Consider the following 26,173-nt stretch of genomic DNA (forward strand, 5'->3'; position numbering starts at 1 on the left):
ACCGCGGGGAACGTTTACGCAAGCATTCAGTACAAATCAGAGCCGTGGTCGCTCGAGAACCTGCCTCACATACCCATCCAGAAGTGCGGCGAGTTCGTCGTCCGAGAGTATGTCCAAAACAACATGCGAGCGGGCAGCCAATACCCGGGGGATCAACCCCCTCATGAGTTCAGTTCGAAGTATGGACAGAAGCCCGTTCGCTTCAGCCCGCCATACTGCATCCCGGGCTGCCCTTGCTACTTTTCGGTTCCCCGAAAGGCCGGACCGTTCCATAATCTGCACAAACTCGTCCTCACCCAATGGAGAGCAACCACCGGGGGCCGCGTTCAGGTCCGGCCCAAGAGCCCACGCCCGCCACCAGAGGCGACGGAGTGCGTTTCGGGGTACGCCAATAAGTCGATTCTCAGCTCTCTGGGGGAAACGCCAGGGTGCAAGCTCGGGAACCAATACCAGCGTGAGGAAACTCCAGACACCTTCGACGGCGGCGTCTCCGGGGACAATTCCGAGCTCCCTATATAGGTAGGTGCCCAAGGTGCGGTCGAGATTTTGTTGAGATCGTTGATCGAGCTTGGAGGGAAAGCCGTACTTGGATGTGATCTCTCGGAGTCCGTCCTGGATCCGTTGCAGCTCTTGTGGTGGAACAGGGATTCCGCCTACAGCCGCAGGGGCCGCAGAGGGGTGGCTGAGGGCACCATAGCCCACCAATTCAGTGAGGCCTTTGTCGGCGAGTTCGGCGATAATCCTGTGCGCGACGTCGCGGGGCAATCGAGGATAGATGTAGATGCTCATGACAGTTTTCCTATGGTGCTTTGCACATGGGCCTCAAACTTGGACGGTTCACTGTCCCAGAGTTTCCGGAGAATGTGCGGATCCGAGATTTGTGGCCACAGCTGCTGCAGGAGGCATCGGAGAACGGCTGCCACTGAGGGGTCCTCATGATCGGGCTCCCGGTCGAGAACTGCATCTGTCTGCACTGCCAGGACGGCCATCTGGCGGGTCACATCAATGTCCAGCAAATGCTGCAGCTGCCTGTTTTCCGGGGTGTGCAGTCCCTGCAGGAGACGCTTAACCGCCGGCTGTGACGTGTTCATAGACAGGCGCACGGCACTCGCAAAGGAGGCTTCCGGGTCGGAGAGGTCGGCATCCAGCTGCCAAAGGGCATCGGGAGTGTCTGGGCGTGTTCGCCGGAAATCTTCCGCATCCGTTGGGAACTGGGCCCCGATCCCCTGAAGATAGACATGTGCCGAGTGTTTCCAGAGGATGCTTCCCCGCTGGTGTGGGGCCAACGGATCCAGAGGGACGGAGGCATCTACGAGGATGAACGTGGTAAGGGTTAGGCGTCCGCCTAACTCGGTGCCGGGAACATCAAGCTGGAGTGGAACGCGAACATTCGCATCTGCAGGGGCTGCTGCATCCAAGAGCAGGATGTCGGCTTTGGTGGAATCGGATTTGGCTTTGACGACCACTCGGAACTGGCTTCCTTCCCCCATCCGGCACTGAGCGAGGATAAGCGGACGGTCTATCGTGACCTCAGCTTGAAGGCTTAGCACAGTCTGGTAATCCCACGAGTCCATCTCTTCCGGAAGCGCTTCGCCGGAACCGTTTCTGGAGAAGAACCACCCTGAATGAGCTACGGAATTTGGGTCCGGAGTGTAGAAAGGTGACACGGAGATTTTCATGCAGTACTGCTTTCTACACCCGCTGAAACATCCCAGAGAACACTGGATGCTGATGAACGTTTCGCGCAGATGACTGCGTGTACGGGCTCGTCACCGAAGACTTTGAACCCCGAACGGTGCCCCTTCAAGGGTTCTCGGTTCCCGTCGTACTCCGCGGAGACCAATTCCAGCTGCGGGTCGAGCGTGGCATCACTCGTAGCACCATCCAGCGCAACCCCCACAGAAACAGTGACAAACGTAACGTCGGCACCTTTGGGCGGTGTCACGAGGCAGCGCAGATAAGAGGCGGTTTGGTTGCCGAGCATTCGGGGGCCGGCGTCAAGTAGCTCGATGGACGCCCGCTTCGGGCCCCTCTTGCCTGCGCCGCCACCGCCGGACGCCCCGGGCCGTCCCTTGCCCTGCCCGGCGGTTCCGATCAAGTGGGAGAGTGCGTTAGCCACCGCGGCTGTACTGGTCGATTCAGCAGCTGCTGCCGGCTTTGGCTTGCCCCACTGCGTCAGGACTGCCTGGTCGATTTCACGAAGGGCTTTGAGCACACGCAACCGCTGGTCGCGGAGAGTGACGAGGTTCGGTTGCCATGAATCATGCGTTGGCGGTTCTGCATGAGCAAATGCGTCGTCCAGGGCATCATCAGCGCGAAAAACACCGGCCCATTCGATACCTTCCTTGGCCGGCGGACCTTCCCGATACTCAACCACGAGTTCCGGGGAACGTAGCAGCACCGTGTGGTTGCAGGCCCGGTTCGTGAACGGTGAGGCCGGAGGCGGGCTGTCAGGATCATCCGGCTTGTGCCCGTCATCAATAGCCACGGGTGTGCTGAAAGGGGGAGTCGGAAACGGAACTGTTGCCAGCCTTCCAAGCCGCTCTTTGTTGCGCTTAATCTCGTGGAGCCGCACAACTGCTGTTGGTTCACCACCGTCTCCCCTGAGAGCCGAGTAAGCCGCAACGAAGTGGTTTAGGGGCGGTCTTGAATTCGGTTTCGGAATGGAGATTTCTGAACCGTCGAGGGTTGTTCGGATATCCATGGCCCTATCGTTGCCAACTAGCTTGGGCCAGAGATGCCACAAAACCGACTCGGCAATAAAGGCCATGCCCTGGTGGAAGGTTCTGTGTCCGAAGTCAGGATCGAGGATCAGGATGTTCGTTCCCAGCGAGCCTTCAGCGATATCCGGCATACCAAGCCGGGCGGCCAGCGTGTCTGCCTCAATGCCCTCCAGCGGGACGGGTTCGCTCGAATCATCTCTGCCCCACCAATGGCGCCCTGTATGGAGGATCCCGTCGAGCGCGAACTGACTACCTATACTGCAGGCGATCAACCGGCTCACGGGAGCACCGTTATGCATAGCCCGGCTATGAACAACTATGGTGTGGGGTCGCGAAGCGATGTAGGCAATGGTCTTGCCGAAGCCGTAGGTACCTCCGGTCATGCCGTCGGTGTTGGCCTTGCCCACATTGAGGATGAAGTCGACCCAGTCATAGTTTCCATCCGTCGACTCCAGATGCCCCTGGACTGGTCCTCCAAGTCCTTTCGTATTGCGGTCGGACACATATAGGCCCACTAGGTCCGTACGTTGAAGGGAGTGCGCGAGGGTTGGATCGGGAAGTTTGGAGGCGTTGTGAAAAACAGATTCACGAAGGCAAGTGACAACGCTCGCCGCCAAGGTCTCGGCAGCGATGTTGAAAACCACCGGTGCTCCACTTCCATCACGCGCGTCCCAACTGTTTTGTGCTGTTTCCCTCACCAGGACGGCCAGAGGGTCGAGATTGGGGCGGCCGAGTAGTTTTGCGAACCCGTCAGCCGCTAACCCTCCACTAGGGGAAAACCGCTCGGGAATCCAATCAAGAATCACTGTCTGCAAATCCCTCAATTAGATCGAGCGTTTCAACTTGTTCCAAGGGTGTGGGTGGCTCGTTGGTTACATCAATGACGTAGGTTATCGAAACCACTCCCGGTGGAAGCTCAGATTGCACGAATGAACGCGGAATCACCCTTGGAAAATGTTCTTGTTTGACGTCGTATACTCGCTGCTCTTTCAGAGCGAACCTTGAGTTCAGATATGCCGCTCTATGCGAGTCGAAATAACCGGCCCTGCGAAGTTTTCGTTCGAAGAGAGACGATTCCACCCCGAGGTTGAGGATCGTATCGACCATACTTGGCAGCGAATCCCCTGCCGAGGAACGCTCATACCGGGTATAGGCCAAGAACAACTTGCCCGCGTCGTTGTTCGGTGCTTCGAGTTGGTGGAGGCTGCTGATGCCGATCCGGCGTCCTTCCCGAGCAAGGGACGCTTTCACCTCTATGGCAGTATCACCGGCACAAAAATCATGCTGTGACTTATCGGGTCCGTGCCAGTGAGACAGAGCTTGATGGTCTCCTGCTCGAACCAGCCTTTCCAGCATTTGGAGTTCAGCAAGCAGACCTATCTGCTCAGAAACGTTTAGCTCCGGTCCCGAGGCTGCAGCGAAGAGGGCTTTCCACTCTTGGAATGCGTGTGTCACGTCATGTGCAGGAGAGTCCGATTCGCGAAGCACCTCCAAGAGTTCGCGTGCGAATTGCGTAAAAACTGTATCCAGTCTGCGCACCGTGCAGAACGCACTTAAGTAATCCCGTGACTGAAATTTCACCCTGCTCAAGCGAACCGCCGCCCCGTCAGCCTGTTGGGTCACAGCTTCACCCGGAAGCAAGGGGATGAGCAGATGACGATCCGACTTCGAGTCGAGCGCTGCCAGGACGTCGCCCGCCTCAACGCTGACGCCGATCGGGTTCGCCTGTGTAATCCCTTGTGTGCCCGTTCCTTCTGCGGAGTTGACCATCCACACCGAAAGAAGGTCTGGATATTCGGTCATCCCAGAGCCACCTTGTCGTGGGAGCCCTCAGCATCCACGTAGGCGTTCAGGCTGTCGTCGGCTTCGTCAGTATTGAGCATGGACACATCCACCTGAATAGCGTTCTTCGGCTCCGATCCTGCGGCAGCGGCGGGGAAGGAGAACGCCACACCCACCACATGCTCCGCGGCATTCAACTTTTTGCGGCGGTCCAAATGGGGTTGGGGCGCGGAGTCCTTATCAATGGGGTAGATCACTAGCAGCGGACGTCCCTCAGTATTGCGAACTTCCTGTAGCTGAGCATCGCTCGCAGTCTTAGCCTGGCTGGCTGTCCACCCCAGATCGAGTACACGATCAACCCGTGACATCAGCGTGCCAATGTTGGCTACATCTGGATCACTGCTTGCGAGCTGTGAACGAGTGATCAGGTTCACGCGTTGCTCGAGGCCAAGGTCGAGTGTTTCCGCAGACCTGTCGCTTTGACCGGATTTCGAGACCACTGCAATGTTCCATTCACGGAGCGCCCCGAACTCCAGTTGCGTTTTTACGTAGTCGTAGAGCATGCCCTCGGACATCTCGGACTTGTCATTAAAATGATAGCGATCCAGGAAGCTCAATATTGATTCGGCGGGAACTCCCTTGAAAACGATCCTCTCACCGTATATCCCCTCATCAAGGGCATCGTTTTTTGCGGCTGATAGAAGCTCCTTCGTTGCTTCAATGTTGCCTGCCAGAATCTCGGGATCGGTCCGGTCGAAATATGTCGTTTGGGGGTGGGTTTCACTGAAGGAGGCAGATGCCTTTATCGCGAACTGCATCTTCAGGGGAGACGTCACCTGCATTCGCGGATGGGTCTGAATGCGTACTGCCACATCACGTGGCGACGCAGCTCCGCCCTCGTAGCGTTTGATTTCTGATCGAAGGTCGCTTTCAATCTCTGCGAGGAACTGGAAGTCATCCTTAAGCTTGCGGGTAGTCCAGACCCGAGGAAGATCCTCGTAACCACGCCGATACCCGAACCAGCGTCCCATCTGAAGTGCGGAATCATAGGCACCCGCTGTCCTCAGGAAAAATGAGGACACAAGGCCTTCCAGAGTTAGGCCCCGGGAAAGCGTGTTGCCGCCCACAGCAATGACCGTCGCTGGGTCCGCGGCGTAAATGAGGCGCTCGGGCGAGGCGCTGTTGTCAGCGACCACCTTCGTGTCAGTGAGTACGTCGGGTAGCAGGCCCAGCAACTCTTCGAATGACGGCGCTACCAAATTGTGGCGGGCAGCTGGTTCCCGTTGCACTTCGGATTCCCACTGGTTCTGCCACTTCGTCGTGTCGCCGCTTCGGAGTTCTTTCTGCAGGTCTTTCACATGTTTCCGGATAACCGGCACCAAAGTGTTCTGAGGCTCGACCCTCATGGTTGTGTGGATCAGCATGCTGGAGTGCTTGGCCTCTCCGTTTCTAAACCGCCGTGCAGCCGTAGCCAGCAGAAACCAGCGGATGGCGTCGGAGAGGCTGGGGGTCACTTTGGGGGAGTAGGGGCTCTTAGGGCTGGATTTGTACGCCTCCGCTTCGGACTCAGGTACGAACCGGATCATGTTGTGGCCCTGGTCATCGGAGCTCTCTTCCGGCTCAGCCACGGGGGCTCCAAAGAGTTCTTCGGAGCCGAAGTATCCGGCCGGCTTGGGGAGGGAATAGATGAAGTCCCGCGGATAAATGTTCCGTGGGTCTGCGGGATTGGCCAAAACGTTGGCAAACGGTGTGGCGGTATATCCCACGTACGCCACACGGGGCAACCCCAAGAGATCAACGAGCAAGCCGTTAATGGCTGTTTGATCGAGCTCTGCATCTCTTGCGGAGTTCGGACTGGCCTGGTCTGCCTCGTCGTCAATGATGAGCACGGGACACTTGTTAAGACCGCCCTTTTCATGGGCGTCCAAGAGCCAGTCGCGAAGATTTGTGAGCCGCGAAACGTTCTTTTTTACCACTGCCAACAGCCGCAACTGTGACCCGGCAACCAGTGGAAGCGCTTTGACGGGATTGCCGAAATCGCCGAATTCATCTGTTAGCTGGACCCAGTCTGCCGGTCTCAAATCGCAAAGCTGACTGTCCAGGCGCAGTTGGGTCTGGCGTCGCAGGGAGTTGTGCACGCCGGAAAGGACTATGAACAGTCTGTAGCCTGCATCAGCGGCCTTCGCGATGGTGGCAGTAAAATTGGCAGTTTTACCCGACTGGACATAACCGAGCACCATTCCGCGTGTCCGGATGGTTTCGCTGTGCGGATCGGCCAGTAGGGATACTACATCTGTGGAGGTCTTGTCGAGAGACGGAACGGCATTCGCCCAACCCGGGTCGGCTTGCAGCTTTGCCTTGAGGCTCGGCCAGAAGACATCATGGGGTTGGGGGCCGGCATACCATGGCTCCGTTTCCGATTCCTCATCGAATACGGTGACGTCGTGAGCGTCGGCGAGTCTTTGCTTGATGATCAGGTCGCGTTCGGTAAGAACGTCCTCAACCAACCCGTCATTGTTGAGCATAATACGCAAGGTATTTATGGCAGCGTCTTTGGAAACGCTGGTTTTTATAAGAACTTCGAGGGTATCCAACGCCGCGAGTCCTTGGGCGTTTAGGGCCATTTTTCATCCTTGAACTTGATACGAGAGTAAAGCAACCGTGTGGTGACGTGTCACCAAGGACTAAAGAGGGTAAATCCCCGTTCGTTGGCATTGGCAACGAGCTGGATGAGTCTGGCAGCCTGCCTTTCTGAAGGGACTCCGGATTTTCGTCCTGTCATAAGTCCCAGGATGCTCATGTCGGTAGGGGAAGCGACCCTGTTCATGCCGGCAAACCCTTCCAGCGCCTTCCAATGCTCTGTTGGGATCTCATAGAGCCGGGTTTGCAGGCCGATTCCATTGTCCACCTTTTGGTTCGCCTTGGCAGCTTTGCCGCGGGCAGCGACGGTGGCGGCGTCAACTAAAGCCGAGAGGAAGTCTGCGGGCAACGTGTAGGGCATGGCTTTGATGGTGTCCCAGCACTGGGCCTTTTTGGCCCACTCCGTGACGTTCGTAGTACTCCGATGTTCGCTGGTGAGAACCTCCTGGACGAGGCGTCCCACCTGGTTCGCGACTACCAGGACGGAGTCCGGCACGGCTTGTGCGGACCACACGGCATCAAAATCGAAGACCTTGCCTTGTCCCTGTCGTTCTACCAAGCTGGCAATCTTGGCAACGGTGTAGGCGGCAATGTTCGCCAAGTACGCCTTGCGATACCAGTCAGCATTCTTGATAACGTTCCTGACCTCGGCGAAGAGGATGCCCTTGGCTACCGTCTCTTTAAAGTACTGTTCGTTGAACTGGTCTGGATCCTTATCCCAGCTCTTGGCCACGATATCGGCAAAAGCAACGAAGTTCTTTTGTGCCCCCGCGCTCACAGTGTGGGGCCGCTGGTCCCACGACATAAGGTATTTGGCCAATGCCGGTTTATCGAACTTTTGCGACTTCGGATTCAGATTTTCGAAACGGACGGCCTCTGAGCGTGAAAGCTTGCTACGTTCGTTTTCATATTGCCCGCGAGTACGTTCGTAGTACCAGTGGGTGCTGTGGACGGCACCGGAACGGGACGGGACAAGAACCTTGCGCGAGAGCTCGGCCAAGCGGACGTGGTATGGACTGTTGGAAAAGAAGTCCGCCGAGCTGACTGCATTCTGGCTGTTCGCAAACCGCGAAATGTTCGGTATGAGCTCGGCGGCGAGAGCGGGAGCGACGACTACCAGTTTCATTTGGACGTAGACGCCGTCCAAAACCGCCTCAGATTTTGCTTCCCTTTGCACAAAAAACAACGACGCGGTGGTCTGGCCCCCATTCACTATTTGCAGATCTTCGATCGACAGAATGGAGCTTCCGTCCTCAGAGGTTGTGACACATGTTGCTGTGGCAGTTACTCCGTTGTTGAACGCCATGAAGTTCTGCGGAGCGGAATGGATCGTGGCACGGATTCCCTTGTTGATCTTGCCTCTATTGCTGAGGTAGGACCTCACGTTACTTTCGAGCAGCCGGCTCCCATGCTTGGCATACAGGGAGGACAGGACCCGGCCAGGCACGGAGGTCAGGTAGGTCGCAAACTCTGGCGTGGATTCGACCCGAAGCGCGGGAAGCCCCTGGTTTGTCCACTCCGTCAGGTCAATCTGAAGCGGCTCGTGGCCGCTCTGGGACTGGTGGAGCTGGTGGAAACGCTCGATATCCCAAAGATGAAAGTCCACGGGAATTCCGTGGATGTCCTCAGAAGGCAGGGAACGCAAACGATCACTCAACCGGGCATCTGTCATGAGATAGAGGCGGTAGCGCGAAACGTTCCTGCCCCTGCTCCGCAGATCCCACGCGAGCTGGTATGCAGGCGAGCTTTGTTCTCGCCCCTGCATGAAGCTCCCATCGAGTGCATCCAGCAGGAAGTAGTGAAGAGCCCTGAGAGCAGCTTTTGCGTCGGTAGCCGAGAGCGTTTGAATAGTCTCATTCCCGTAATGGACGCTTGCGACGACGGCAATACTGTTATCTGCGTTCTCGAGGTCGTAGCCATTGACCTTGAGTTTCCGCTGATTCGTACCCGCGCCCTCGAAGTCCAAGACTTCGATGTCATCGAACTCGCCCGCTTCGGTCAGTATTTCTCCGCAGTGCCTAGTAAAGGCGGTAGCGATGAATTCTCCCTCGGCGTTAGCCAAGGCACCGACAGCAGCGGCCTGCTGCTGGAAGTAGCTCTCAATATCCATTTGTCCCCCATTGTCTTGATGGTGATCCCTGAGAGGATCGGTTGTGCTGCAGCTAAGCTAATTGTTCATAATCCGAGACCCAGTAACGTTGGGCAACGCGGTTTAATAAGTATTTGGCGCGGCCGTTGCGCCCACGCGGGTCGTAGCCGGTTTTGGGCAGGGCAACCTTGAGAGCCATAAACGGGAGATGTTGTTTCTGCGTCTCTTCAAGTGAGCGCATTAACTCAACAGCGTTCCGCGGAAGCTCGGCCAAATCCTCCACCTCAATGGTTCGACTCTGGTCTGCTCCGCCTGCGCTAACATACAGCGGATAGATCAACAGCTGAGGCTTGCTGAGGTGACCGTAAAAAGCGGTTTCGGGAATCGAACTCTTTGCGTCCTGACCGAGCTCCCGGAGTGCATCCATGTATCTCTCGGAAGCTTGCTGCTCGATCTCTTGGTCGAGGAGTTTCTGCAAATCCTCAGGCCCTGCCAAGCGGCCGCGCTTGCCGCTGACCCACAGCGACGCCCCTCTCGACGTTCCGTCCTTGGAGAACAACGGACGAAAAAGCATCTGCCGTTCAACGGGGTAACACCCGCTGAGCGGTCCGAGGGTGAGGGGCGCGTTTCTTTTCACGGAACCGTTGACAACGACGATGTCCCACTCCTTGAAAAGATCACCTTCGCCGCTGCGCACCATGCGTTCCAGGCTTGCGCCGTTGAACAGTACGTCATCGGGTGCTGCCGAAAAGAGGCGGAGCGCGTCAGCGATCAGGTCCTTGGGGACCGAGCGTACGCGCGTATATCCCCGCCGGGTCCTGTCGACGGCGCAGCCGTTTCCCACCGCTTCGCTCAGCAGCTTGACTATGGAAGTGTGGTTTTCCCTCTGCACATCAACGCTGGTGGAGAGTTTCGTGGTTTCCAGGTTGCGTCCCAGCAGATTGATTTCCTTGGGAGCAGACATGGCGTGCCTTGACTTGTTCCGGGCGGTGATCAGAAGTGACTCGGGGTGTTGCTGCACGGCGAGACCGAAGTCCCGGGGGATCATTTTGCTTCGACGCATATAGGCGAGATCCACCCGGAGCTCTTCCACCGCTGTGGCAATGAATCTGTAGTCCGCAGCTGTACCTTCGCTGATCCACAGCCTGCAAATGTCCTGGTACCCATCCCGGTACCCGAACCAGCGTGCCATCTGCATCATAGTGTCGGCCGCGGCAACGTTCCGGTGGAAATAGCTGACCACCAGTCCGTCCAGGGTCAAACCGCGGCTGAGTAAATCACCGCCGATGGCAATCTGCCTCTCCGGCACCTCGCCATCGAACTCAGAGGGATCGATCCCCGGCGCCGAGTTATAGACCTTAACTCGCACTTCCGCGATTGAAGCTGACAGCCGGGACAGAACACTTTCCCAGGAGGCACCACTCGCGGTGTACTGGCGCGCAAAGGTTCCCCGCAGCTCATCTAGTAACGGATGTGTCCGTCCCGCAGCATAAGCGGCAGCGTGCAGTTGAATGGCTGTTTTGTATTGAAAGAGCGCTTCACGAAGTGCGTCCGCCACGTGGTTTTGGACATCAGTGAAGCGCGAAACGTTTACCAGCATGGAACGTTTTGCGGGTGCTTTTAGGCGATGGTCCAAGATTGCGTTGGCCAGTAGGAAAGTACGGAGCGCCTCCTCAAGGCTCGAAGGCAGGCCCTCGGGGCGTTGAAGTTTCTTGTGTTTCAAGGGAAGCCAGCGAACAGCGTCTTTGAGTTTCTGTACCCGGGTTCCGGGTTCGTCCGGAGTCCGCCCGAATACCGCCCGGACGCCGACGTAGTTGCTGGGAGCATCTAGGGGGTAAATGAAATCTTCGGGAAACAGGTCGGGCAGTTCCTTGCCATCCTCGGTGAGGCAAGCCGTTGCCTCGTCATCGATGAAGATATTGGCAAAGGGTGTCGCAGTAATAGCCAGGTAAGAGGACCGGGTAAAGAGGTTCAGAAGCCGCCTGATAGCAGAGTTTATAGCAGTGGGATCATCGCTTTCGTCGTTGGTATTGATCGACGCGTAGTCAGACTCATCATCAATCAGCAACAAGGGTAAATCGATCCTTTTGTGGCTGCCGGCTTTAGCCTGGGCCCATCCTTGCACTGCCTTGAGGACGTGTGTGTTCTTCTTGACCACAAACACCAACGGCGGGGAGCTAGGCGTTGGTAGGGCGACATCCCCAGCGGTTCGACTCACTTGAAGGTAATCCATGAGGGTCGTGGTGAGCGATGTAGCATCTGCGATCTCCCGATCCACATTGCCAATACCGATATGCACGTCTCGGGGAACGCGTGCTCCGTTAAGCATCCCGCTGAGCGCCGTGTCCCTGCCGATGAACCCCTCGTCGATCCGGGAATGCGTTTGCTGACGCAGGTATTCGGTGTTCCCGGAGAGGACGATGATAACGCGATAACCTGCGTCGGCCGCCTTGTTCATCAGAGCAAGATAGTTCTGGGTTTTCCCCGACTGAACGTCACCAATAACAAGGCCTCGGCGATTCCAGAAACCGGTCCTTCTCGGGTCCCCGGCAAGGTCAAGAATCTCGTCGCTAAAGTGATCCAGTCTGTCGAGAACTGCGCCCGAACGCCCGGAGTCGGAAAGCATATGCCGATAGGCGAACCACCGGCGCCATACGATGTCGGCCTTACTCTTCTGCAGCCACGGTATGTGATCGTCCTTGACGAGCGGGCCGCCTTCGCTCGAGGACCCGGTAGCGGTCAGCTTTTGTACCCAGTGCTCCACGAGCTCGTCCATTTGCGATTCGGTTGACGCCGTCGGAAGCCGCGTACGTGCACGATCGAAAGACAATCGAATCTCATCTTCGGTGAGGTCCGGACGGTATTCATCGGTGACGGAATCTTTAAGGAGGGACAGTGCGGTCGCCTCGACCGCAGAGACTGGAAATAGGAATGCGTCCGTCATTTCTAGAACTCCGTCCCGTAGGCAGTTTCACGGAGGGCCGCTTCGGCGCGCGGGTGCTTGTCGAACGGTTCCGAGGTGAGCATGGCTTTGACAAAGGCTTCCGGGGCGAGCGTGGTCTGAAGCTGTCCCCAGAGCGCCCTTGCCAAATCCCTAAGGTCTTGGTCCTGCACCTCCGCGCCGGAGTGGGACAGGTCCTGCCCCATCTTGTTGTAAACATCCTCAATGGGAAACGTTCGCTCCATGAGACTCAGAACGATTTCCAGGGCAGCCGACTCATGACGATCAAACGTGCTGCTGAGCGCGATCAGTGCGGGGTGATTTCTGTTTACCTCGTAACGGAACGATTCAGCGTCAGAAACGGCATTCCAGATGTGTGTGATGGGACTGCGCTCTGTTCGCCCGCGATAGGTGTGCGCGCGCTGGCTCGGGCCCACAATGGTGGCTGCAACGGCACGAAGCCGGTCCCTAATGACGGGCGGAGGTACCGCTTGGGCCTTCTTGATGTCCAGGGACCACAGATGATCCAAGGAATTCGGAACATCTACTTGCACCCGAGCCAGCTTGCCCAATTCCTGTTTCGGAGCCACACGGAACCAAGTTCCCCAGATAACAAGGCGCATTGCCCGGTAGATGTAGAAACCTTGGCTGTCGCGCAATGAGCCGTTTACATGGGCCCTCCTACGGTCCGAGGGCGACATCATGTTTAGGTGCGGCAGAGTATAGGGACGCAGTTCGATAGTGCCTTGGTCCAAAGATATGCGTTCCAGCGGACCAATTTGGGTAGCTTTGTGGTCCTTGAGCAGGGGGTCAGTCGCAGGGACAGAAGTGAAGTTCAGACGGATATCGAGCTGCCGTCCATGCTCGCCCGCTAGGAATCGATGAAAAACGAGTCCCAAATGGGATGCAGCACGCAGCATGGCTTCATCCATGGACGCGATTGAGTTTCCACTACTGTTTTCGAGCTGATCAAGATCCTGCCAGAGGATCATGGTCCCGTGATCCAATGTCTCCAGCGCCGCATACTCCGGGAGCGCCTGGTACTCTTCCGGTGCAAGCCGCAAGAGACTCCAGCTGGAGGAGCTGCTGAGATAATCCAAGTCCCAGCGGAAAGCGTGTATCTCGCTGCGTTGTTTTGTCACAAGGGTGAGCTTGCGGCACTGGGAAATGGATGCGGTTTTGAGTCCGAGTCCGAACCGTCCGAGATCGTGGCTCGCACGCAGGTTACGCGAGTCATTCCCTGCCAAACGCATGGCATCTTGTGCTTCCAAGCCCGTCATACCCAGGCCGTCGTCGATGATGGCGACGTAGGGCTCACCTACTGCGGAAAACCGAATGTCCACCGTTGCTGCGCCGGCTGTAATCGAGTTGTCGACGAGGTCAGCCAACGCGGTTTCCAAGTTGTATCCGACGGCCCTCATGGATTCCATCAGCTGCGGCCCAGGCAGCAGTGTGATCGCGTCCGTCAAGCGTCCCCCAGAGCTAAAATGCGATTAGTACTTATGAGGATCAGACTATCCTCTTGTACTGACATTTCTGTCCTAAGACCCCGGCGGAGGCTTCGGGGATACTGCTTAGCTGAGCCCCAAGACTTCAGCCACACGCTGTGCAATTTTCCTTGCCAACAGCGGCGGGACCGCGTTCCCCACCTGCGTGTACTGCTGAGTCCGGTTCCCTAGGAAGACGTAGTTGTCGGGGAAGGTCTGCAGCCGTGCCGCTTCACGCACCGTCAGACTGCGCATCTGTTCCTGGTCAGGGTGAATGTAGTAATGCCCGTCCTTGGCGATGTGAGACACGACAGTGGATGAAGGTTTTCCCCAGGCTTGGACACGGAATCGATCCTCGAACGGCACCACAACGTTGTTGATGTTGTTGTGCTTGGGCCAGTGGGCAGCCGGCAGGCTGCGCACCTTTGGGCTCGAACCGTCGGCCGTCACCAAGGCAGCCAGCAGATAATAGCGAACTAGGTCTTCGACCATGTGGCCACGGGCTTCGTGGTTCCACGTAACGGGTGCGGCATCTTTGCGGAGCCATGCTTGAAGTTCGCCTGCTACGGAGGCACTGTCGAAGGGCTCCGGGGGTCGGACGGATGTCGACTTGGTATCGAGTTCGTAAGGGCTGGGAGCAGACGCCCGCTCTTTGCCCGGAAGAGCCTGTAAAAACTTGTGCGCTTGCTCGCGTATCGTCGCCCAGTCCTCCCACGTGGACTGCGGTCGGCGGGAAATACCCGAGCGCAGGTGGGGCAGAGACCAGATGGCGTCCTGCACGGTTACAGGTTCGCGGGGTTCGAGGACCTTTGGGGCCGGAAGCTGGGCGTCCCGACGGAGGCCCACAATGATGACCCGGTGGCGCTTCTGGGGGATTCCGAACTGCTCAGACTTGATGATGAAGTCTGTGGGCTTGAGTTCTCCGGTGTCGCTGCTGACCACCATCGAGTGAAGGTCATAGCCGGGCGCGCGCAGGTCCTGCTCGATCAGTTCAAAGATCTTGCCGTCGCCGCTCTTGGAGGACAGCATGCCTTTCACGTTTTCCATCACGAAGACCGCAGGGCGGAACTCGGTGATGATATGAAGGTATTCCTTGTACAGGAAGTGCTTGTGATCGTCCTTGAACGTGGCATCGTGCTTGCGCCGGGAGCGTCCGGCCATCGAGTACGCCTGGCACGGAGGTCCGCCGATCAGGACCCATTCGGCGGCATCCTGAAGCGCTTCGCGGATCAATTCGTCCGACTCTGGACGGCTGTCCTCGCTCAGAGTGAACTGCCGGACTTCTGCTTCCGCATGCTCAAAAGCGGCTGCCATCTCTGGGGCAGTCCGCATCTCGTCGTAGGTGACGTCTTTGGCCAGGAACTTCTTGTAGATCTCAGGTTGACCGTCAGATAAATCGGAAAGGAACCGGTGAGCCGCACGCAGGGTCAGAGTTTTTACTGCAGAGGTCTCCATCTCGATCGATAGAACCGTCTTGAATACACGGTTGCCGTGCTCGTCACGGATGCTGGAGAAGCCTTCGTTAAGACCACCAGGGCCAGCAAAAATGTCAACGACGGGAATCACGGTTTCCTCCAAAATCAGTACGGCTCTCCAGGTTACCAAGCAGGAACGAGGAGCGAAGTAATCTTACCCGCTCGACTAGTTCGCGCATGATCAGTGAGTGCCCCTAACCGTGACAGTTCCGTCACTTGCATGGTCTTGCAGGAGACTCGCGCCACCGCGGCACCCACATATGGTCCGTTTCACCACGATCTTCAAACCCAGTCCACCCAGTTCGGAGGGTCTGCTAGAAAGACGGTCGGGAATCAGGGTCGAGTCCGGGATAAGGCCGATATAGGTGATCCGCGCAACGGACGTGTTCTAGCTGTGTCGGGGGTAAGCAGCCTCAAGGCTGAGCTATGGACTCAGTCTCACATGAGACAGGGTCGAGCGGCGGGTGCCCGGAGAGGATATACGACCCGCGCGCCCTTCCACGTTATGTGTCGGAATGGTGACAAGATGTCTCGATGACGTCACATTCTCCAGAGCAGGTCCAGATCCTTCTCGCGCATGCACTTGAACGCTTCAAGAAGACGGAACTGGCCGCAGCGTTTGGCGTTGACACCCGGACCATCGCCCGCTGGGCTGCCGGCGAGACTGTTCCTAAACCTTTCGCGGGTGCGGCATTGGAGTCATTGCTGACTCCCTCTTCTGTTCAACTCCACGAAAACCCGGACTTCACTTTCATCGACACGTTCGCCGGAATCGGCGGCATTCGTCAAGGCTTTGAGAAACACGGTGGCCAGTGTGTTTTCACGTCGGAGTGGAACATATTTTCTAAAAAAACGTATACCGTAAACTTCGGTGACGAGCACACATTCATCGGCGATATCGTTGGTCAGCAAGACATTGTTCCCAACCACGACGTTCTTCTGGGTGGCTTCCCCTGCCAGCCATTCTCCATCGCGGGTGTAAGTAAGAAAAACTCTATGGGGCGGCCCCACGGTTTCCAAGACCCAACACAAGGAACATTGTTCTTCGAAATCAAAGAAATTATTAAGGCCACTCGCCCAGCGGCATTCGTTCTGGAGAACGTCAAAAACCTCAAATCCCACGACCAGGGCAACACCTTCAAAATTATCATGGCGGTACTACGGGACGAATTAGGCTACGACGTCTACGAGAAAGTGATTGACGGTGGGCATTTCACCCCGCAGCACCGGGAGCGGATCATCATCGTTGGCTTTGCTAGGAAGACTGCGTTCACGTGGGATGACCTGGTCCTACCCTCGAAGACCAGCCACAAGCTCGGAGATATCCTGCACCGTACCGACGGTACAGAACCCGTATTGCCACACGACGGCGACAAGTACTTTAACCACGTAGAAAATAAGGTCAACGATAAGTTCACGCTAACGGAAAACTTGTGGGCGTACCTCCAGAATTACGCCAAGAAGCACAAGGCCGCCGGAAACGGGTTTGGGTTCGGGCTAGTCAACTCGGAAGGCCGTACCCGCACGCTGTCTGCTCGCTACCACAAGGACGGCTCGGAAATCTTGGTCGAGCAGTTGGGACAGCGTCCGCGCCGGCTTACTCCCCGCGAATGTGCTCGTCTGATGGGCTTTGATGATTCTTTCGTGATTCCGGTGTCGGACACTCAGGCTTACAGGCAGTTTGGTAACAGTGTCGTCATGCCCGTTTTCCAAGAGGTTGCCCGGATCATGAAGCCGCACTTGATGCAGGTCAAAGCAACCCTCGCGGTAGAGCAGGCAGAGGTTGAAGCTGCCAGTGCACACGAAGGGCCAAGTGCGACAGATGCTACGGAAGTAGCAGCCTGAGCCGTGATCAATATGGGGGATTACTTCAAAGGCTTTGCCGTAAAGGTATTGGCTGATGTCGACGTCAACAAGCTCTCGTCCAATCAGCACGAGTTCAATGGCAGCAGAGCTTTCCGGGAACTCTTGGGCACTCCGCACGGGAAGAAGTACCTACCGACCAGAATGGCGTACCTCGATGATGATCTGGAGGAGCTGCCTGAACTGTTCGAAACCTTCTTGACCTGGTACGACGCGCGGGAGAGTAATGCGGCGAGGGGGCCGGAGTTCCGGCTGCTGTATCGGGCGGAGGCGGACCACATCATCAATCGTGCCGCGGCCGGTGACACTCTTTTTCTCGCCGAGGAAGAAAACGGGAACCTGATTCTTGTGATCGCCAAGAAGGGATCAACGATTCTGCGGCAACTTCAATGGGTTTTCGACGTTCAGCACACCGACGATGTTCTGTTCGTCGCCACCGATATGGGCATGCAGGCCCCCCGCGAGGAGATCGCCAGTGAGGAGCTCCTCGCCCTCCTCGGCATTGACGTTGACCTTACGGATGACGGTTTGCTGGATTCCATTTTGCGACGCTTCGGTGAGAAGCTGTGGCCCTCCACGCCAGAGTTCTCTGCGTACGCCCGGTCCGTGGTCAAGCATGCTGACCCGGTTCGGGATCCAGATGGAACGCTCATGCAATGGGTTGGTATGGAGCACCGGATGTTCCGCACACTGGAGAAATACCGCATAAGCGAAAGCATCGCCGATGGATTCCTTGATGCGGAGGGTGTTGTGGATGTCGAAGGCTTCCTTAAGCTCTCCCTGTCCGTGCACAACCGTCGCAAAGCTAGGGCAGGACTCTCATTAGAGGAACACATCAGTACCATTCTCAAGACCAATGATATTTCGTTCGTCAAAAAAACCAAGACAGAAGGAAAGAAAGAACCGGATTTTCTCTTTCCTTCAAAAGCGGCCTATGGCGACCTAGGCTTCCCGTCACAATTTCTGACCATGTTGGGTTCCAAAACGAGCCTCAAAGACAGATGGAGACAAGTGCTCAACGAAGCCAACCGGATCCCGCAAAAACACTTACTTACGCTCCAGCCGGCAATTTCCGAGGACCAAACAGCCGAGATGCAGGCTGAAAACCTCCGACTTGTGATTCCGCGAGCGCTGCACGGTGCAGGCTTCACTCCAGCCCAACAAGGCTGGCTGCTGGGGTTGGATGATTTCATTCTCGAGGTTCGCGCCCGCGAGATTGCAGGCACCCATCTAGAGCAGGCCGTCCTTGCCTGAGTGGAAAGTCGATGCCGACCAAGTCTTCGTGGCAGAAGCAGCCACTTGGCGACCAGCCACTGCCCAAGAAATTGCTAAGGCGATTGCCGATCCCAGCCAAGATATTCGGCGGGCTACAGGACTTCGCTTCAGTCGGGTCGCACTGATGCCGGTGGTGGTTCTTCGTGGAGCGCTGCCCGATGCAGTTCGCGTGTGTGTAGGTATCCGGAGGGGCACGGCGTTTATTCCACTACTCGGCGTTGATGCTAGCGGCGTCATTGCTGACTCCCGATGGCATCCACTGGACCCTGCCTCGGTCGAAGCATGCTTCGCATTCCTAGATAAGCACTCCCTGGTCCAGAATTCCGCGATCTCGTTGGGTGTTTACTTATCGTTGAAGGCCGATGTCACCGGGGTAGGACTGGTGTCTGACGATACTGATCTGGATAACGAGGTCTCGCTGGCCCATGTGACTAGCGATTTCGCAAACCTTGGACTTGGGATCGATTTGTTCCCCTATCAAAGGGTTGGGGTGGACTTCTTGGTCGCCATGGCGGGACGCGGTGTAGGAGTCCTGCTGGCGGATCAGATGGGCTTAGGAAAAACCGCGCAAGCCATCGCCCTTCTACTGGACCAGCGCCATCATGGTCCTTCTCTGGTAATTTGCCCCGCGTCACTGATGCGCAACTGGTCTCGAGAAATCGGACAAGTGGCTCCGGCTCTAACGGTTTTAACCCATTCAGGGCCGCTGCGGACCGGAGTAGTTGGTGGCCTGACTGGCTACGACATAGTCATAACCTCCTACGAAACCCTAGTTGCGGATCTCTCCGTGTTCACCGACATTTCGTGGAACACCGTTGTCTTGGACGAAGCGCAGATGATCCGTAACCCGGAGACGGGTCGGGCCCAAAGCGTTAAATCCCTGACACGGCGAGTTTCGCTGGCTCTCACAGGGACACCAGTGGAAAATCGACTCCTTGACCTCTGGTCTATCGCGGAGTTCATTGTGCCGGTGCTGCTCGGCACTAGGTCCACCTTCGAGGACGCGTTCCCCGATGAGCTCGAACGGGCCGAAACGTTGGGACGAATTGTCGCGCCAGTTACCCTCCGGCGCCTCGTAGCCGATGTGGCGCGTGACCTCCCTGAACTGGTTCATATCGAAACAGCCTTCGAAATGCCACACGATTTGGTGCGTCGCTACTCTCAGACAACCAGCGATAGCTCCGGTCCCCTTGCAGCCATCACAGCACTACGTGTCCTTTGTGCCCACGCGGACGGGCACGGCTGGGACCAGGGCAACAGCGCCGCGCCCAAAATTGATCACACCATGCGAATCATTGGAGAGGCTTTCCTCAGCGGGGAGAAGGTCCTAGTGTTCGGGTCTTTCCAAAAAACCCTCGACCGGCTCCTCGATACAGTAAAAGCCGGCCATCCAAACTCCTTCTTAGGGGTCCTGGACGGACGGTCTGCGGTCTCGGACCGCCAAACTATCATCGACCTCTTCACAGAGTTCCCAGGGGCCGGGGCCTTATTCATGAACCCTCAAGCGGCCGGCGTCGGACTCAATATCACAGCCGCGAACCATGTCATTCATTTCAACCCTGAGTGGAACCCTGCATTGACCAGCCAAGCCACTGCAAGGGCTTTTCGCAGAAAGCAGACTCTTCCTGTTACCGTTCACCATCTCTTCTACGAGGACACCGTGGAAGAGGATGCGCTCCTGCGGGCCGAATGGAAGCGTGCGTTGGCAAAGAGGGTCGATGATGGCGCGGTCAACACAGATGAAGGACTAGATTCATGAGACATGTCGACGAGGTCAGAAAACTTCTCACCGCAAACGATGTCGGTTTGACAGGGAGCCACCAAGCCGGGATCGCAATACCGAAAAATCCAGATATCCGCGCATTCTTTCCACCGCTGGATGCCGCGGACTATAATCCTGACTTCTGGATGACTGTTGCGACCCCGGAAACAGGTGAGCAATGGCAACTGCGCTTCATCTACTACAACAACAAAACCCACGGACAAGGAACTCGAAACGAGTACAGACTGACCCACACCACTCCAATGCTGCGTGCTCTGGGGGCATCGGCGGGCGACGTTGTGGCATTCCGACGCAATAGCTTTGGTGAGGTAGAAGCAGTGCTTCACGAGATCGAAGATTCCCTTACGGCAACACCAATCGAAACAAAACTGCGCAATGGGTGGCGCATGATCATCACCGATACCGAGGACTGAACTATGACAAAAAATACCAAAATTGTTGCTCCAGACACTACTCGTGTCATCGAAGGTTTTCGCGATACCGGATATACATTCGAGGCCGCAATCGCTGATATTGTGGACAACTCTATCGGTCCAGGTAATGCACGGAACGTGTCCATCACTCTGGGGCTTGATACCGAAAACGAACCAGTCGTAGAAATTGCTGACGACGGCGTCGGCATGGACCTCGACGGGCTAGAAAACGCCATGAGATATGGTGCCGACAGGCAGCAAAATCCAAACAGCCTGAGCAAATTCGGCTTGGGTCTGAAGACGGCATCTACCCAATTCTGCCGTCGCTTAGTGGTCGTCTCTCGTCCCGTCGGCGTGGAAGTTCCATACGCCGCTGCGTGGGATCTTGACACGGTTGTAGAGACCGGGGACTGGGTGCTCGAACACGACGTTGCCGATGACCTCGAAACGTCGGCGTTTGAAGACGCTTTGGACGAGTTGTTGGCCTTCGAAGGGGCCGACTTGGGCTCCGGCACGCTAGTGATATGGGACAAGATCGATCGGCTCCTTCGGACCAGAAGCGGTAAGGAGGCTAAGAATCGTTCCAGCGCCATGAAGCGCACCGAAGCAGGCCTTCGTGAGCACCTGCGCATGGTGTTCCAGCGATTCCTCGATCACACCGACGAGCGAGCCCGTAACGTCAACATCTACCTTAACGGGGAAAAGCTCCGTGCTTGGGACCCCTTTGCCGAAGGTGTGGGCGGGGATATGGTGAAGCAGAAGAAATTCACGTTCGAGCTCTCCGAAGGGGAGCCCCATACCGCCTTGCTTCGTGCCTTCATCCTGCCTCGTAAAGACGAGGTTCAAGACCTTCAAATATGGCAGGAAGCAGCGGTGTCCTTGGGCCGCCAGGGAATATACCTGTACAGGGAGGGTCGGCTTATTGACGGACCAAGTTGGCTAGGTACCGGAATGGCTGAAACACACATCAATAACCTGAGGGTTGAGTTATCTTTTGAAGCCCAGCTAGACCCAGTGTTTGGTGTCGGGATCAAGAAATCCGGTGTCCACATTGATGAAACTCTCATTGAACAGCTGACCGACATTCTCTTGCCGATCCGGCGTGAAGCTAACAAGCGTTCTCGGGCAGGAAACGCCAAGACCGCGGCGGGAGGTCTGAGCGGCAATCGGCCGACCGAAGTTACTTTGGGGCGTTTAAAGAGCAACCTCACCATCCCGACGGTCACGACTGGTTCCGATGGTGCCGTGGTCATGGTGAACAAGACAGGTAATGTCCCAGTCATCGGAGCCGATGGCCAACCGTCCGGAATCATCAACATCACGGTGGAGGATGAATTCGCGTCTATGAACGTTGTCCGGAGGGAGTTCCTAAAAGACGGCGTCCTCTGGGACATGTCCCTGTCAACCAACAACATCCTCCAAGTGGAATTGAACACCGGGCACGATTGGTACCAAAAGGCCTACCTTCCTGTCGCGTCCAACAGTACGATGGCACAGGCGATCGAGTTTTTGTTTTACGCCATGGCACAGGCCGAGCTTGATGCTACAAACGCTGATTCCCAAGAGATGTTCGAAGAAGTTCGCGTAGACATCAGTCGTAACCTGCGCAAACTGGTTAAGGATCTGCCGTCTCCCAAGACCTCCGACGACGCGTAAATGAAGGACCCTCACGAGGACGTTCTGGCGCGGCTAAGCGCCCTTACGATGCTCCAGCTGGAATCATGCGCCATATCTCAAGCCGGTATCGCAGGGATGGGTGCGCGCCTCGCCGGAATTGAGACCGGGCGCGGACTGGTCATTGCCTTCTCTAGGACGATGACCAGCGCAACGGCAACGGTCATGCCAGAAAACTCCGCTGGAGCGCTGGTGCGTCAACTAGGCCAATGGGTTCAGGACAATCCTGACGCATGGCGCGGCGCAGTCGAGGAAATAAGCGCCCAAGGAGCGACGCTAACCATAACCGTCAATCACCAAATACTGGATGACCCGCGGAAACCACCCGACGGCCGCTGGGCTGCCTTCGGCATCGAGTGCTGGGCTCGTATCCCCGCGCGGACATCAGCGGAAACTACCCGCAGCCTCGTGGCCGTGGCATCCCCGGCGCTAGCCCTCGCCTTGAACGGGCTCGTTGACCACGACGAAGCGACAGGCATGCCCTCCTTCGAAGCTCTGCCTGAAGGCGCTGCCACCACTGTCCAGGTTAACCGCTACGAACGGAGTCCGATCAATCGACTTAGGTGCATCAGCCATTACGGCGCCGAATGCTGGGTCTGTGAACTCGATTTCGGAGAGCGGTACGGGCCATCCGCCGCAGGGTACATCGAGGTTCACCACCGCATCCCCGTCTCGGCGATGGGCACCGGATACCTCGTAGACCCCATCCGCGATCTCGTCCCGCTCTGCAGCAATTGCCACTCGGCAGCGCACCGGCGGAACCCTCCTTACCAACCGGCAGAAATACGCGAACTCCTCGGGTTGGCTCCGAAACTCCCGTCATTGCCTGTGGTCGAAAATGGGAGTTTCGAGGCCAGCCTGGAGCGAAGATAACATCCAGACTTGGCATATGACTGCGCCAGGATCTAGGGCGTTCGAAGGTCTACGCCTGGCTCGTTTCACGGCCGCCTCAGGGGGCAACCTCGTGCGGGACAGGACTTCTTGGTCCGTAATGCTCATATCTACCTAGTTGGAAGGTGGATCCCAGGGAGTGTACGTAATCGTGGAACTCGCCTCGAATACGGGCGAGGCCTGCTTCTAGGCGGCGACCTCGCGGCGCAGGCGCGCGCTGAAGAACAGCCCGACGCGCTGGCCGTCCTTGGTGAGGCGCTTGGCCTTCTCGACGGCGAGCCAGGTGTTGCCGCTGCCGGCACCGCCGACCAAGCGGGCGCGGATGATCGAGAGGGTGGAATCCAGCAAGACCTTCTGCCGGGTGGTGAGCCGTTCCTGATGGTCCTCCAGTTCGGCGGCATCCAGACCCGGCCGGTCGGCAGCGGGCAGGCCACCGGAGAGGTGGGGGAAGATACGCTCTATTTATTCGGGGTAAGTGCTACGGAAGATGTGTCCTCCCGTCTCGTTCGCGGACCAATATGCACACACGGCCGCGCATCGTCCTGTCCACGGCTGGAAAGCGTTAGCTAGCCTATTCCAGCTCAACCTATGGGTACGCGAACACTGCGGACAGAGATATTTATGTTCCGCATTGTGCTTGGTGCGGCGTGCACGGCGGGTGAGACGCTGTGGGTAAACCTGCGATGTCGTACCCGAGCGATACGATAGTAACCATGCCCCCTGAGTCATTATCCCCGTACACTTCGCCGGGCTCGAAACTGCCAGTTATTAGCCTTTTTTCTGGGGCAGGAGGACTGGACCTCGCCGTCGACCGAGTTGCGGACGCACCGTTGTCCTCGCCGAGTGTCCCTTCCGTAGGGCCGTTCCGTGTAGCCGTTGCTACTGACTACGCCCCCCAAGCACTTCAAACACTGGCACTCAACTTTCCTGAGACCGTCACTGTGGCTGGTGACATTCGAGACATTTCTACACCCGAGCTTCTTCGGGCAGGATCTCTCGCTGTAGGGGATGCAGCTATCGTGGTGGGCGGCCCCCCATGCACACCGTTTTCAAAGTCGGGCTTCTGGCTGGCTGAAAAGCGGGAATCACGAGACCCAAATGCGTCCTTGCTTGAGGAATATGTGCGGATCATTGCTCAAGCCCGTCCAGAAGCGTTTGTGCTTGAGAACGTCCAGGCTTTGACCTACAAGACCCACCAAGGCCACTTTCAGCAGCTCCTAGCGGCCCTTTCAGAGCTTGGGTACAACCCTCAGTGGAAGACGCTCCTTGCGGCTGACTACGGTGTGCCTCAGCTTCGAAAGCGAGTTTTCATCGTGGGGCGACGTGATGGCAAAGCATTCCAGTTTCCAGAGCCAACACATGGGGGACCCAGCGAGACCACGCGGACTTGGGATCGGACTAAACTCTCGCACGTCACAGCTGAGCAGGCGTTCACGGGACTTGTGACGAGTCCAGAATCCGGGGAGCTGGTCGAAGGTAAGTACGGTGAGCTGACCGCGGAAATTCCCGGAGGGCAGAACTACCTTTGGCACACTTCACGCTACGGCGGGCGCGACGAGTTCAAGTGGCGTTCTCGATACTGGACTTTCCTCCTCCGCCTTGCTCCAGATAAGCCGAGTTCCACCCTTCAAGCCCAGCCTGGGCCCTATGTTGGCCCCTTCCACTGGGAGAACCTCCCCAACGAGGTTGGCGATTTGAGGGCGCGCCGGCTACGAGTTCCGGAACTGCTGCGACTCATGACCTTCCCAGACAACTTCCAGATTGTCGGTAGCCGAGCTGACATTCAGCGCCAGCTCGGCAACGCGGTACCTCTAGCATTGGGGCAGGCCGTCCTTCGAGCGCTCGCTTTGCAGCTCGGCTATATTGATGCTGAGACAGACAGCGACGATCGGCTCGTCCAGTCGACGAGTAGTGCAGTTTTGATCAGCTGACTCTCGCGGGTACGGGGCCGAGGAAGGCTCCAGCTTGCCAATCAGCATCGACTACGAAGCCGCTCAAGAGGTTCTCCTCGAAGCGGTCACCATTGCAAAGAGCGACACTCGTTTACCTGTGGAATGGAAAAGCCACGCGCGGGCCGTGTTCGAGCTTGAAGCGAAGACCTGGACTCCAGCCTTCGCGACTCTCTTGCTTGCTAAGGCGACCGACGACCGCATCGATACCATGAGTCTCAAGGCCGAGGAGGGCAACGCCGAGGCCTACAGTGCCCGCGGCCTCTGCCACAAGGTCCTCGTTCCTGCCGCGGTTGAGCACAACTTCTCCATTCGCAACACTGGGCGAGAACCGCTGAATAACCAGCCATTCTTTCGATATGACCGCATCGACAAAATCGACCGGGTGCGTCGACCTGCTGACAAAGAGTACTTTGTCGCTGTCGTGGAACAGGCCAATAAGCTGACGGGGCGCTTAGCGCTTCAGGCCTTGGCAGCATTCGTGAGGGAGGCTTTCTCTGTTACTGCGGCGGCTCAAAAGGTTGTCGTCAAAACCAATGGGCTTACGGCGCACGGAGTGCGCATTGCTGTAGAGGATTTCCTAAGAATCGATGCAAGAGACCGGCCTCATAGACTTCAAGCTTTTGCCGCCGCATGCCTTGACCTGCTCTATGAGGACGTCAAAACTCGCAGGATCAACGACCCGTCGCGAGACCTCCCCGGTGATGTCCACGCGCTGCTTGGAGGGACCGTTGCAGTAGCGATGGAGGTTAGAGGCAAAGCCGTTACAGCCTCAGACCTTTCGACGTTCGCCCAAGCCTGCGAAGCCGCAGGATTGAACCGAGGAGTCATGTTCGTAGATGCGCCCCAGCAGATCAGGTTGGAGATTCATGTTGGCATCAATAACCACTCCCGAATAACTCAGGTTGCTGCGTTTACTTCCGCGGCGCGCCTACTCGGAGACGCACTTCTATGGGCCAACTCTCCCCTTGAAAATGCAATCGATTCCTTCTCAAAAGCGTTCCTTGTACGGCTTCGGGAGATAGAGGTGACTCTACCGACCCTCCAAGAGTGGAGTAGGGCGGTCGCCGTTGCGCAGGGCCGCTAATGAGTCACACCTGGTAAACAAACAGTGTGCTCGAAGCATCCGACCGCTTGTTCGCTGGCAGCTCCAATAGGCGCTTCAGGTCCGGCATGGATTCTTCAGGA

At 57.1% G+C, this 26,173-nt stretch carries 18 protein-coding genes; 8 read left to right on the forward strand and 10 right to left on the reverse strand.

Annotated elements, in window-relative coordinates; all coding sequences use genetic code 11:
- Positions 1 to 36: 36 nt before the first annotated feature.
- The 9 genes from NNX35_RS12175 to NNX35_RS12215 all read right to left on the reverse strand — a co-directional run bounded on the left by NNX35_RS12175 (position 37) and on the right by NNX35_RS12215 (position 15,228).
- Positions 37 to 789 carry a hypothetical protein gene (locus tag NNX35_RS12175; RefSeq protein WP_255867898.1) on the reverse strand — a complete coding sequence of 251 codons (753 nt, stop codon included), beginning with the start codon at positions 787 to 789 and terminating at the stop codon, positions 37 to 39.
- Positions 786 to 1,679 (reverse strand): hypothetical protein, encoded by an 894-nt coding sequence (locus tag NNX35_RS12180; RefSeq protein ID WP_255867899.1) that lies wholly within the window; start codon positions 1,677 to 1,679, stop codon positions 786 to 788. The genes NNX35_RS12175 and NNX35_RS12180 overlap by 4 nt, the downstream gene beginning before the upstream one ends.
- The gene (locus NNX35_RS12185) at positions 1,676 to 3,529 is read right to left on the reverse strand and encodes a hypothetical protein (protein ID WP_255867900.1); all 1,854 of its coding nucleotides are present in this window, start codon (positions 3,527 to 3,529) and stop codon (positions 1,676 to 1,678) included. Before NNX35_RS12185 ends, NNX35_RS12180 begins: the two co-directional genes overlap by 4 nt.
- On the reverse strand, positions 3,519 to 4,526 hold the full coding sequence (locus NNX35_RS12190) for a PD-(D/E)XK motif protein (protein ID WP_255867901.1): 1,008 nt from the start codon (positions 4,524 to 4,526) through the stop codon (positions 3,519 to 3,521). Before NNX35_RS12190 ends, NNX35_RS12185 begins: the two co-directional genes overlap by 11 nt.
- On the reverse strand, positions 4,523 to 7,129 hold the full coding sequence (locus NNX35_RS12195) for a Z1 domain-containing protein (protein WP_255867902.1): 2,607 nt from the start codon (positions 7,127 to 7,129) through the stop codon (positions 4,523 to 4,525). The genes NNX35_RS12190 and NNX35_RS12195 overlap by 4 nt, the downstream gene beginning before the upstream one ends.
- Positions 7,130 to 7,179: 50 nt before the next feature.
- The gene (locus NNX35_RS12200) at positions 7,180 to 9,255 is read right to left on the reverse strand and encodes an AIPR family protein (protein ID WP_255867903.1); all 2,076 of its coding nucleotides are present in this window, start codon (positions 9,253 to 9,255) and stop codon (positions 7,180 to 7,182) included.
- A 52-nt stretch (positions 9,256 to 9,307) separates the two neighbouring features.
- Positions 9,308 to 12,178 (reverse strand): Z1 domain-containing protein, encoded by a 2,871-nt coding sequence (locus NNX35_RS12205; protein ID WP_255867904.1) that lies wholly within the window; start codon positions 12,176 to 12,178, stop codon positions 9,308 to 9,310.
- Between the two features lie 2 nt (positions 12,179 to 12,180).
- The gene (locus tag NNX35_RS12210) at positions 12,181 to 13,644 is read right to left on the reverse strand and encodes an ATP-binding protein (RefSeq protein ID WP_255867905.1); all 1,464 of its coding nucleotides are present in this window, start codon (positions 13,642 to 13,644) and stop codon (positions 12,181 to 12,183) included.
- 105 nt (positions 13,645 to 13,749) lie between these two features.
- Positions 13,750 to 15,228 carry a DNA cytosine methyltransferase gene (locus NNX35_RS12215; RefSeq protein ID WP_255867906.1) on the reverse strand — a complete coding sequence of 493 codons (1,479 nt, stop codon included), beginning with the start codon at positions 15,226 to 15,228 and terminating at the stop codon, positions 13,750 to 13,752.
- Positions 15,229 to 15,671: 443 nt separating this feature from the next.
- Between NNX35_RS12215 and dcm the strand changes: the two genes are divergently transcribed.
- The 6 genes from dcm (at position 15,672) to NNX35_RS16065 (ending at position 23,018) form a co-directional block, all read left to right on the forward strand.
- Positions 15,672 to 16,982, forward strand: coding sequence for a DNA (cytosine-5-)-methyltransferase (gene dcm, locus NNX35_RS12220; RefSeq protein ID WP_304661206.1), 1,311 nt, complete (start codon positions 15,672 to 15,674; stop codon positions 16,980 to 16,982).
- Positions 16,983 to 16,994: 12 nt separating this feature from the next.
- Positions 16,995 to 18,254: a type II restriction endonuclease gene (locus NNX35_RS12225; protein WP_255867943.1), complete on the forward strand. Its 1,260-nt coding sequence runs from the start codon at positions 16,995 to 16,997 to the stop codon at positions 18,252 to 18,254.
- Positions 18,247 to 20,034, forward strand: a complete 1,788-nt coding sequence (locus NNX35_RS12230; protein ID WP_255867907.1) for a DEAD/DEAH box helicase — start codon at positions 18,247 to 18,249, stop codon at positions 20,032 to 20,034. Before NNX35_RS12225 ends, NNX35_RS12230 begins: the two co-directional genes overlap by 8 nt.
- On the forward strand, positions 20,031 to 20,471 hold the full coding sequence (locus tag NNX35_RS12235; protein WP_255867908.1) for an EcoRII N-terminal effector-binding domain-containing protein: 441 nt from the start codon (positions 20,031 to 20,033) through the stop codon (positions 20,469 to 20,471). The genes NNX35_RS12230 and NNX35_RS12235 overlap by 4 nt, the downstream gene beginning before the upstream one ends.
- Before the next feature lie 3 nt (positions 20,472 to 20,474).
- Positions 20,475 to 22,127 (forward strand): ATP-binding protein, encoded by a 1,653-nt coding sequence (locus tag NNX35_RS12240; RefSeq protein WP_255867909.1) that lies wholly within the window; start codon positions 20,475 to 20,477, stop codon positions 22,125 to 22,127.
- A 495-nt stretch (positions 22,128 to 22,622) separates the two neighbouring features.
- A complete protein-coding gene (locus NNX35_RS16065; protein WP_304661216.1) occupies positions 22,623 to 23,018 on the forward strand; it encodes an HNH endonuclease in 396 nt (131 codons plus the stop codon).
- A gap of 204 nt (positions 23,019 to 23,222) precedes the next feature.
- Here the strand turns inward: NNX35_RS16065 and NNX35_RS12245 are convergent, their stop codons facing one another.
- Positions 23,223 to 23,384 carry a hypothetical protein gene (locus NNX35_RS12245; RefSeq protein WP_255867910.1) on the reverse strand — a complete coding sequence of 54 codons (162 nt, stop codon included), beginning with the start codon at positions 23,382 to 23,384 and terminating at the stop codon, positions 23,223 to 23,225.
- A gap of 365 nt (positions 23,385 to 23,749) precedes the next feature.
- Here NNX35_RS12245 and NNX35_RS12250 point away from each other — a divergent pair, with 365 nt between their 5' ends.
- Positions 23,750 to 24,967 carry a DNA cytosine methyltransferase gene (locus tag NNX35_RS12250; protein WP_255867911.1) on the forward strand — a complete coding sequence of 406 codons (1,218 nt, stop codon included), beginning with the start codon at positions 23,750 to 23,752 and terminating at the stop codon, positions 24,965 to 24,967.
- A 34-nt stretch (positions 24,968 to 25,001) separates the two neighbouring features.
- Positions 25,002 to 26,072 (forward strand): restriction endonuclease, SacI family, encoded by a 1,071-nt coding sequence (locus tag NNX35_RS12255; protein ID WP_255867912.1) that lies wholly within the window; start codon positions 25,002 to 25,004, stop codon positions 26,070 to 26,072.
- Positions 26,073 to 26,173 lie beyond the last annotated feature (101 nt).

It is taken from the genome of Arthrobacter sp. zg-Y844, assembly GCF_024385465.1.
Classification (GTDB): domain Bacteria; phylum Actinomycetota; class Actinomycetes; order Actinomycetales; family Micrococcaceae; genus Arthrobacter_B.

What these genes read in the sequence shown, in the direction of transcription:
- NNX35_RS12175 (WP_255867898.1), bottom strand. Translation starts at nt 789, where the DNA reads ATGAGCATCTACATCTATCCTCGATTGCCCCGCGACGTCGCGCACAGG.
- NNX35_RS12180 (WP_255867899.1), bottom strand. Translation starts at nt 1,679, where the DNA reads ATGAAAATCTCCGTGTCACCTTTCTACACTCCGGACCCAAATTCCGTA.
- NNX35_RS12190 (WP_255867901.1), bottom strand. Translation starts at nt 4,526, where the DNA reads ATGACCGAATATCCAGACCTTCTTTCGGTGTGGATGGTCAACTCCGCA.
- NNX35_RS12195 (WP_255867902.1), bottom strand. Translation starts at nt 7,129, where the DNA reads ATGGCCCTAAACGCCCAAGGACTCGCGGCGTTGGATACCCTCGAAGTT.
- NNX35_RS12200 (WP_255867903.1), bottom strand. Translation starts at nt 9,255, where the DNA reads ATGGATATTGAGAGCTACTTCCAGCAGCAGGCCGCTGCTGTCGGTGCC.
- NNX35_RS12205 (WP_255867904.1), bottom strand. Translation starts at nt 12,178, where the DNA reads ATGACGGACGCATTCCTATTTCCAGTCTCTGCGGTCGAGGCGACCGCA.
- dcm (WP_304661206.1), top strand. Translation starts at nt 15,672, where the DNA reads ATGACGTCACATTCTCCAGAGCAGGTCCAGATCCTTCTCGCGCATGCA.
- NNX35_RS12225 (WP_255867943.1), top strand. Translation starts at nt 16,995, where the DNA reads ATGGGGGATTACTTCAAAGGCTTTGCCGTAAAGGTATTGGCTGATGTC.
- NNX35_RS12235 (WP_255867908.1), top strand. Translation starts at nt 20,031, where the DNA reads ATGAGACATGTCGACGAGGTCAGAAAACTTCTCACCGCAAACGATGTC.
- NNX35_RS12240 (WP_255867909.1), top strand. Translation starts at nt 20,475, where the DNA reads ATGACAAAAAATACCAAAATTGTTGCTCCAGACACTACTCGTGTCATC.
- NNX35_RS16065 (WP_304661216.1), top strand. Translation starts at nt 22,623, where the DNA reads ATGCCCTCCTTCGAAGCTCTGCCTGAAGGCGCTGCCACCACTGTCCAG.
- NNX35_RS12250 (WP_255867911.1), top strand. Translation starts at nt 23,750, where the DNA reads ATGCCCCCTGAGTCATTATCCCCGTACACTTCGCCGGGCTCGAAACTG.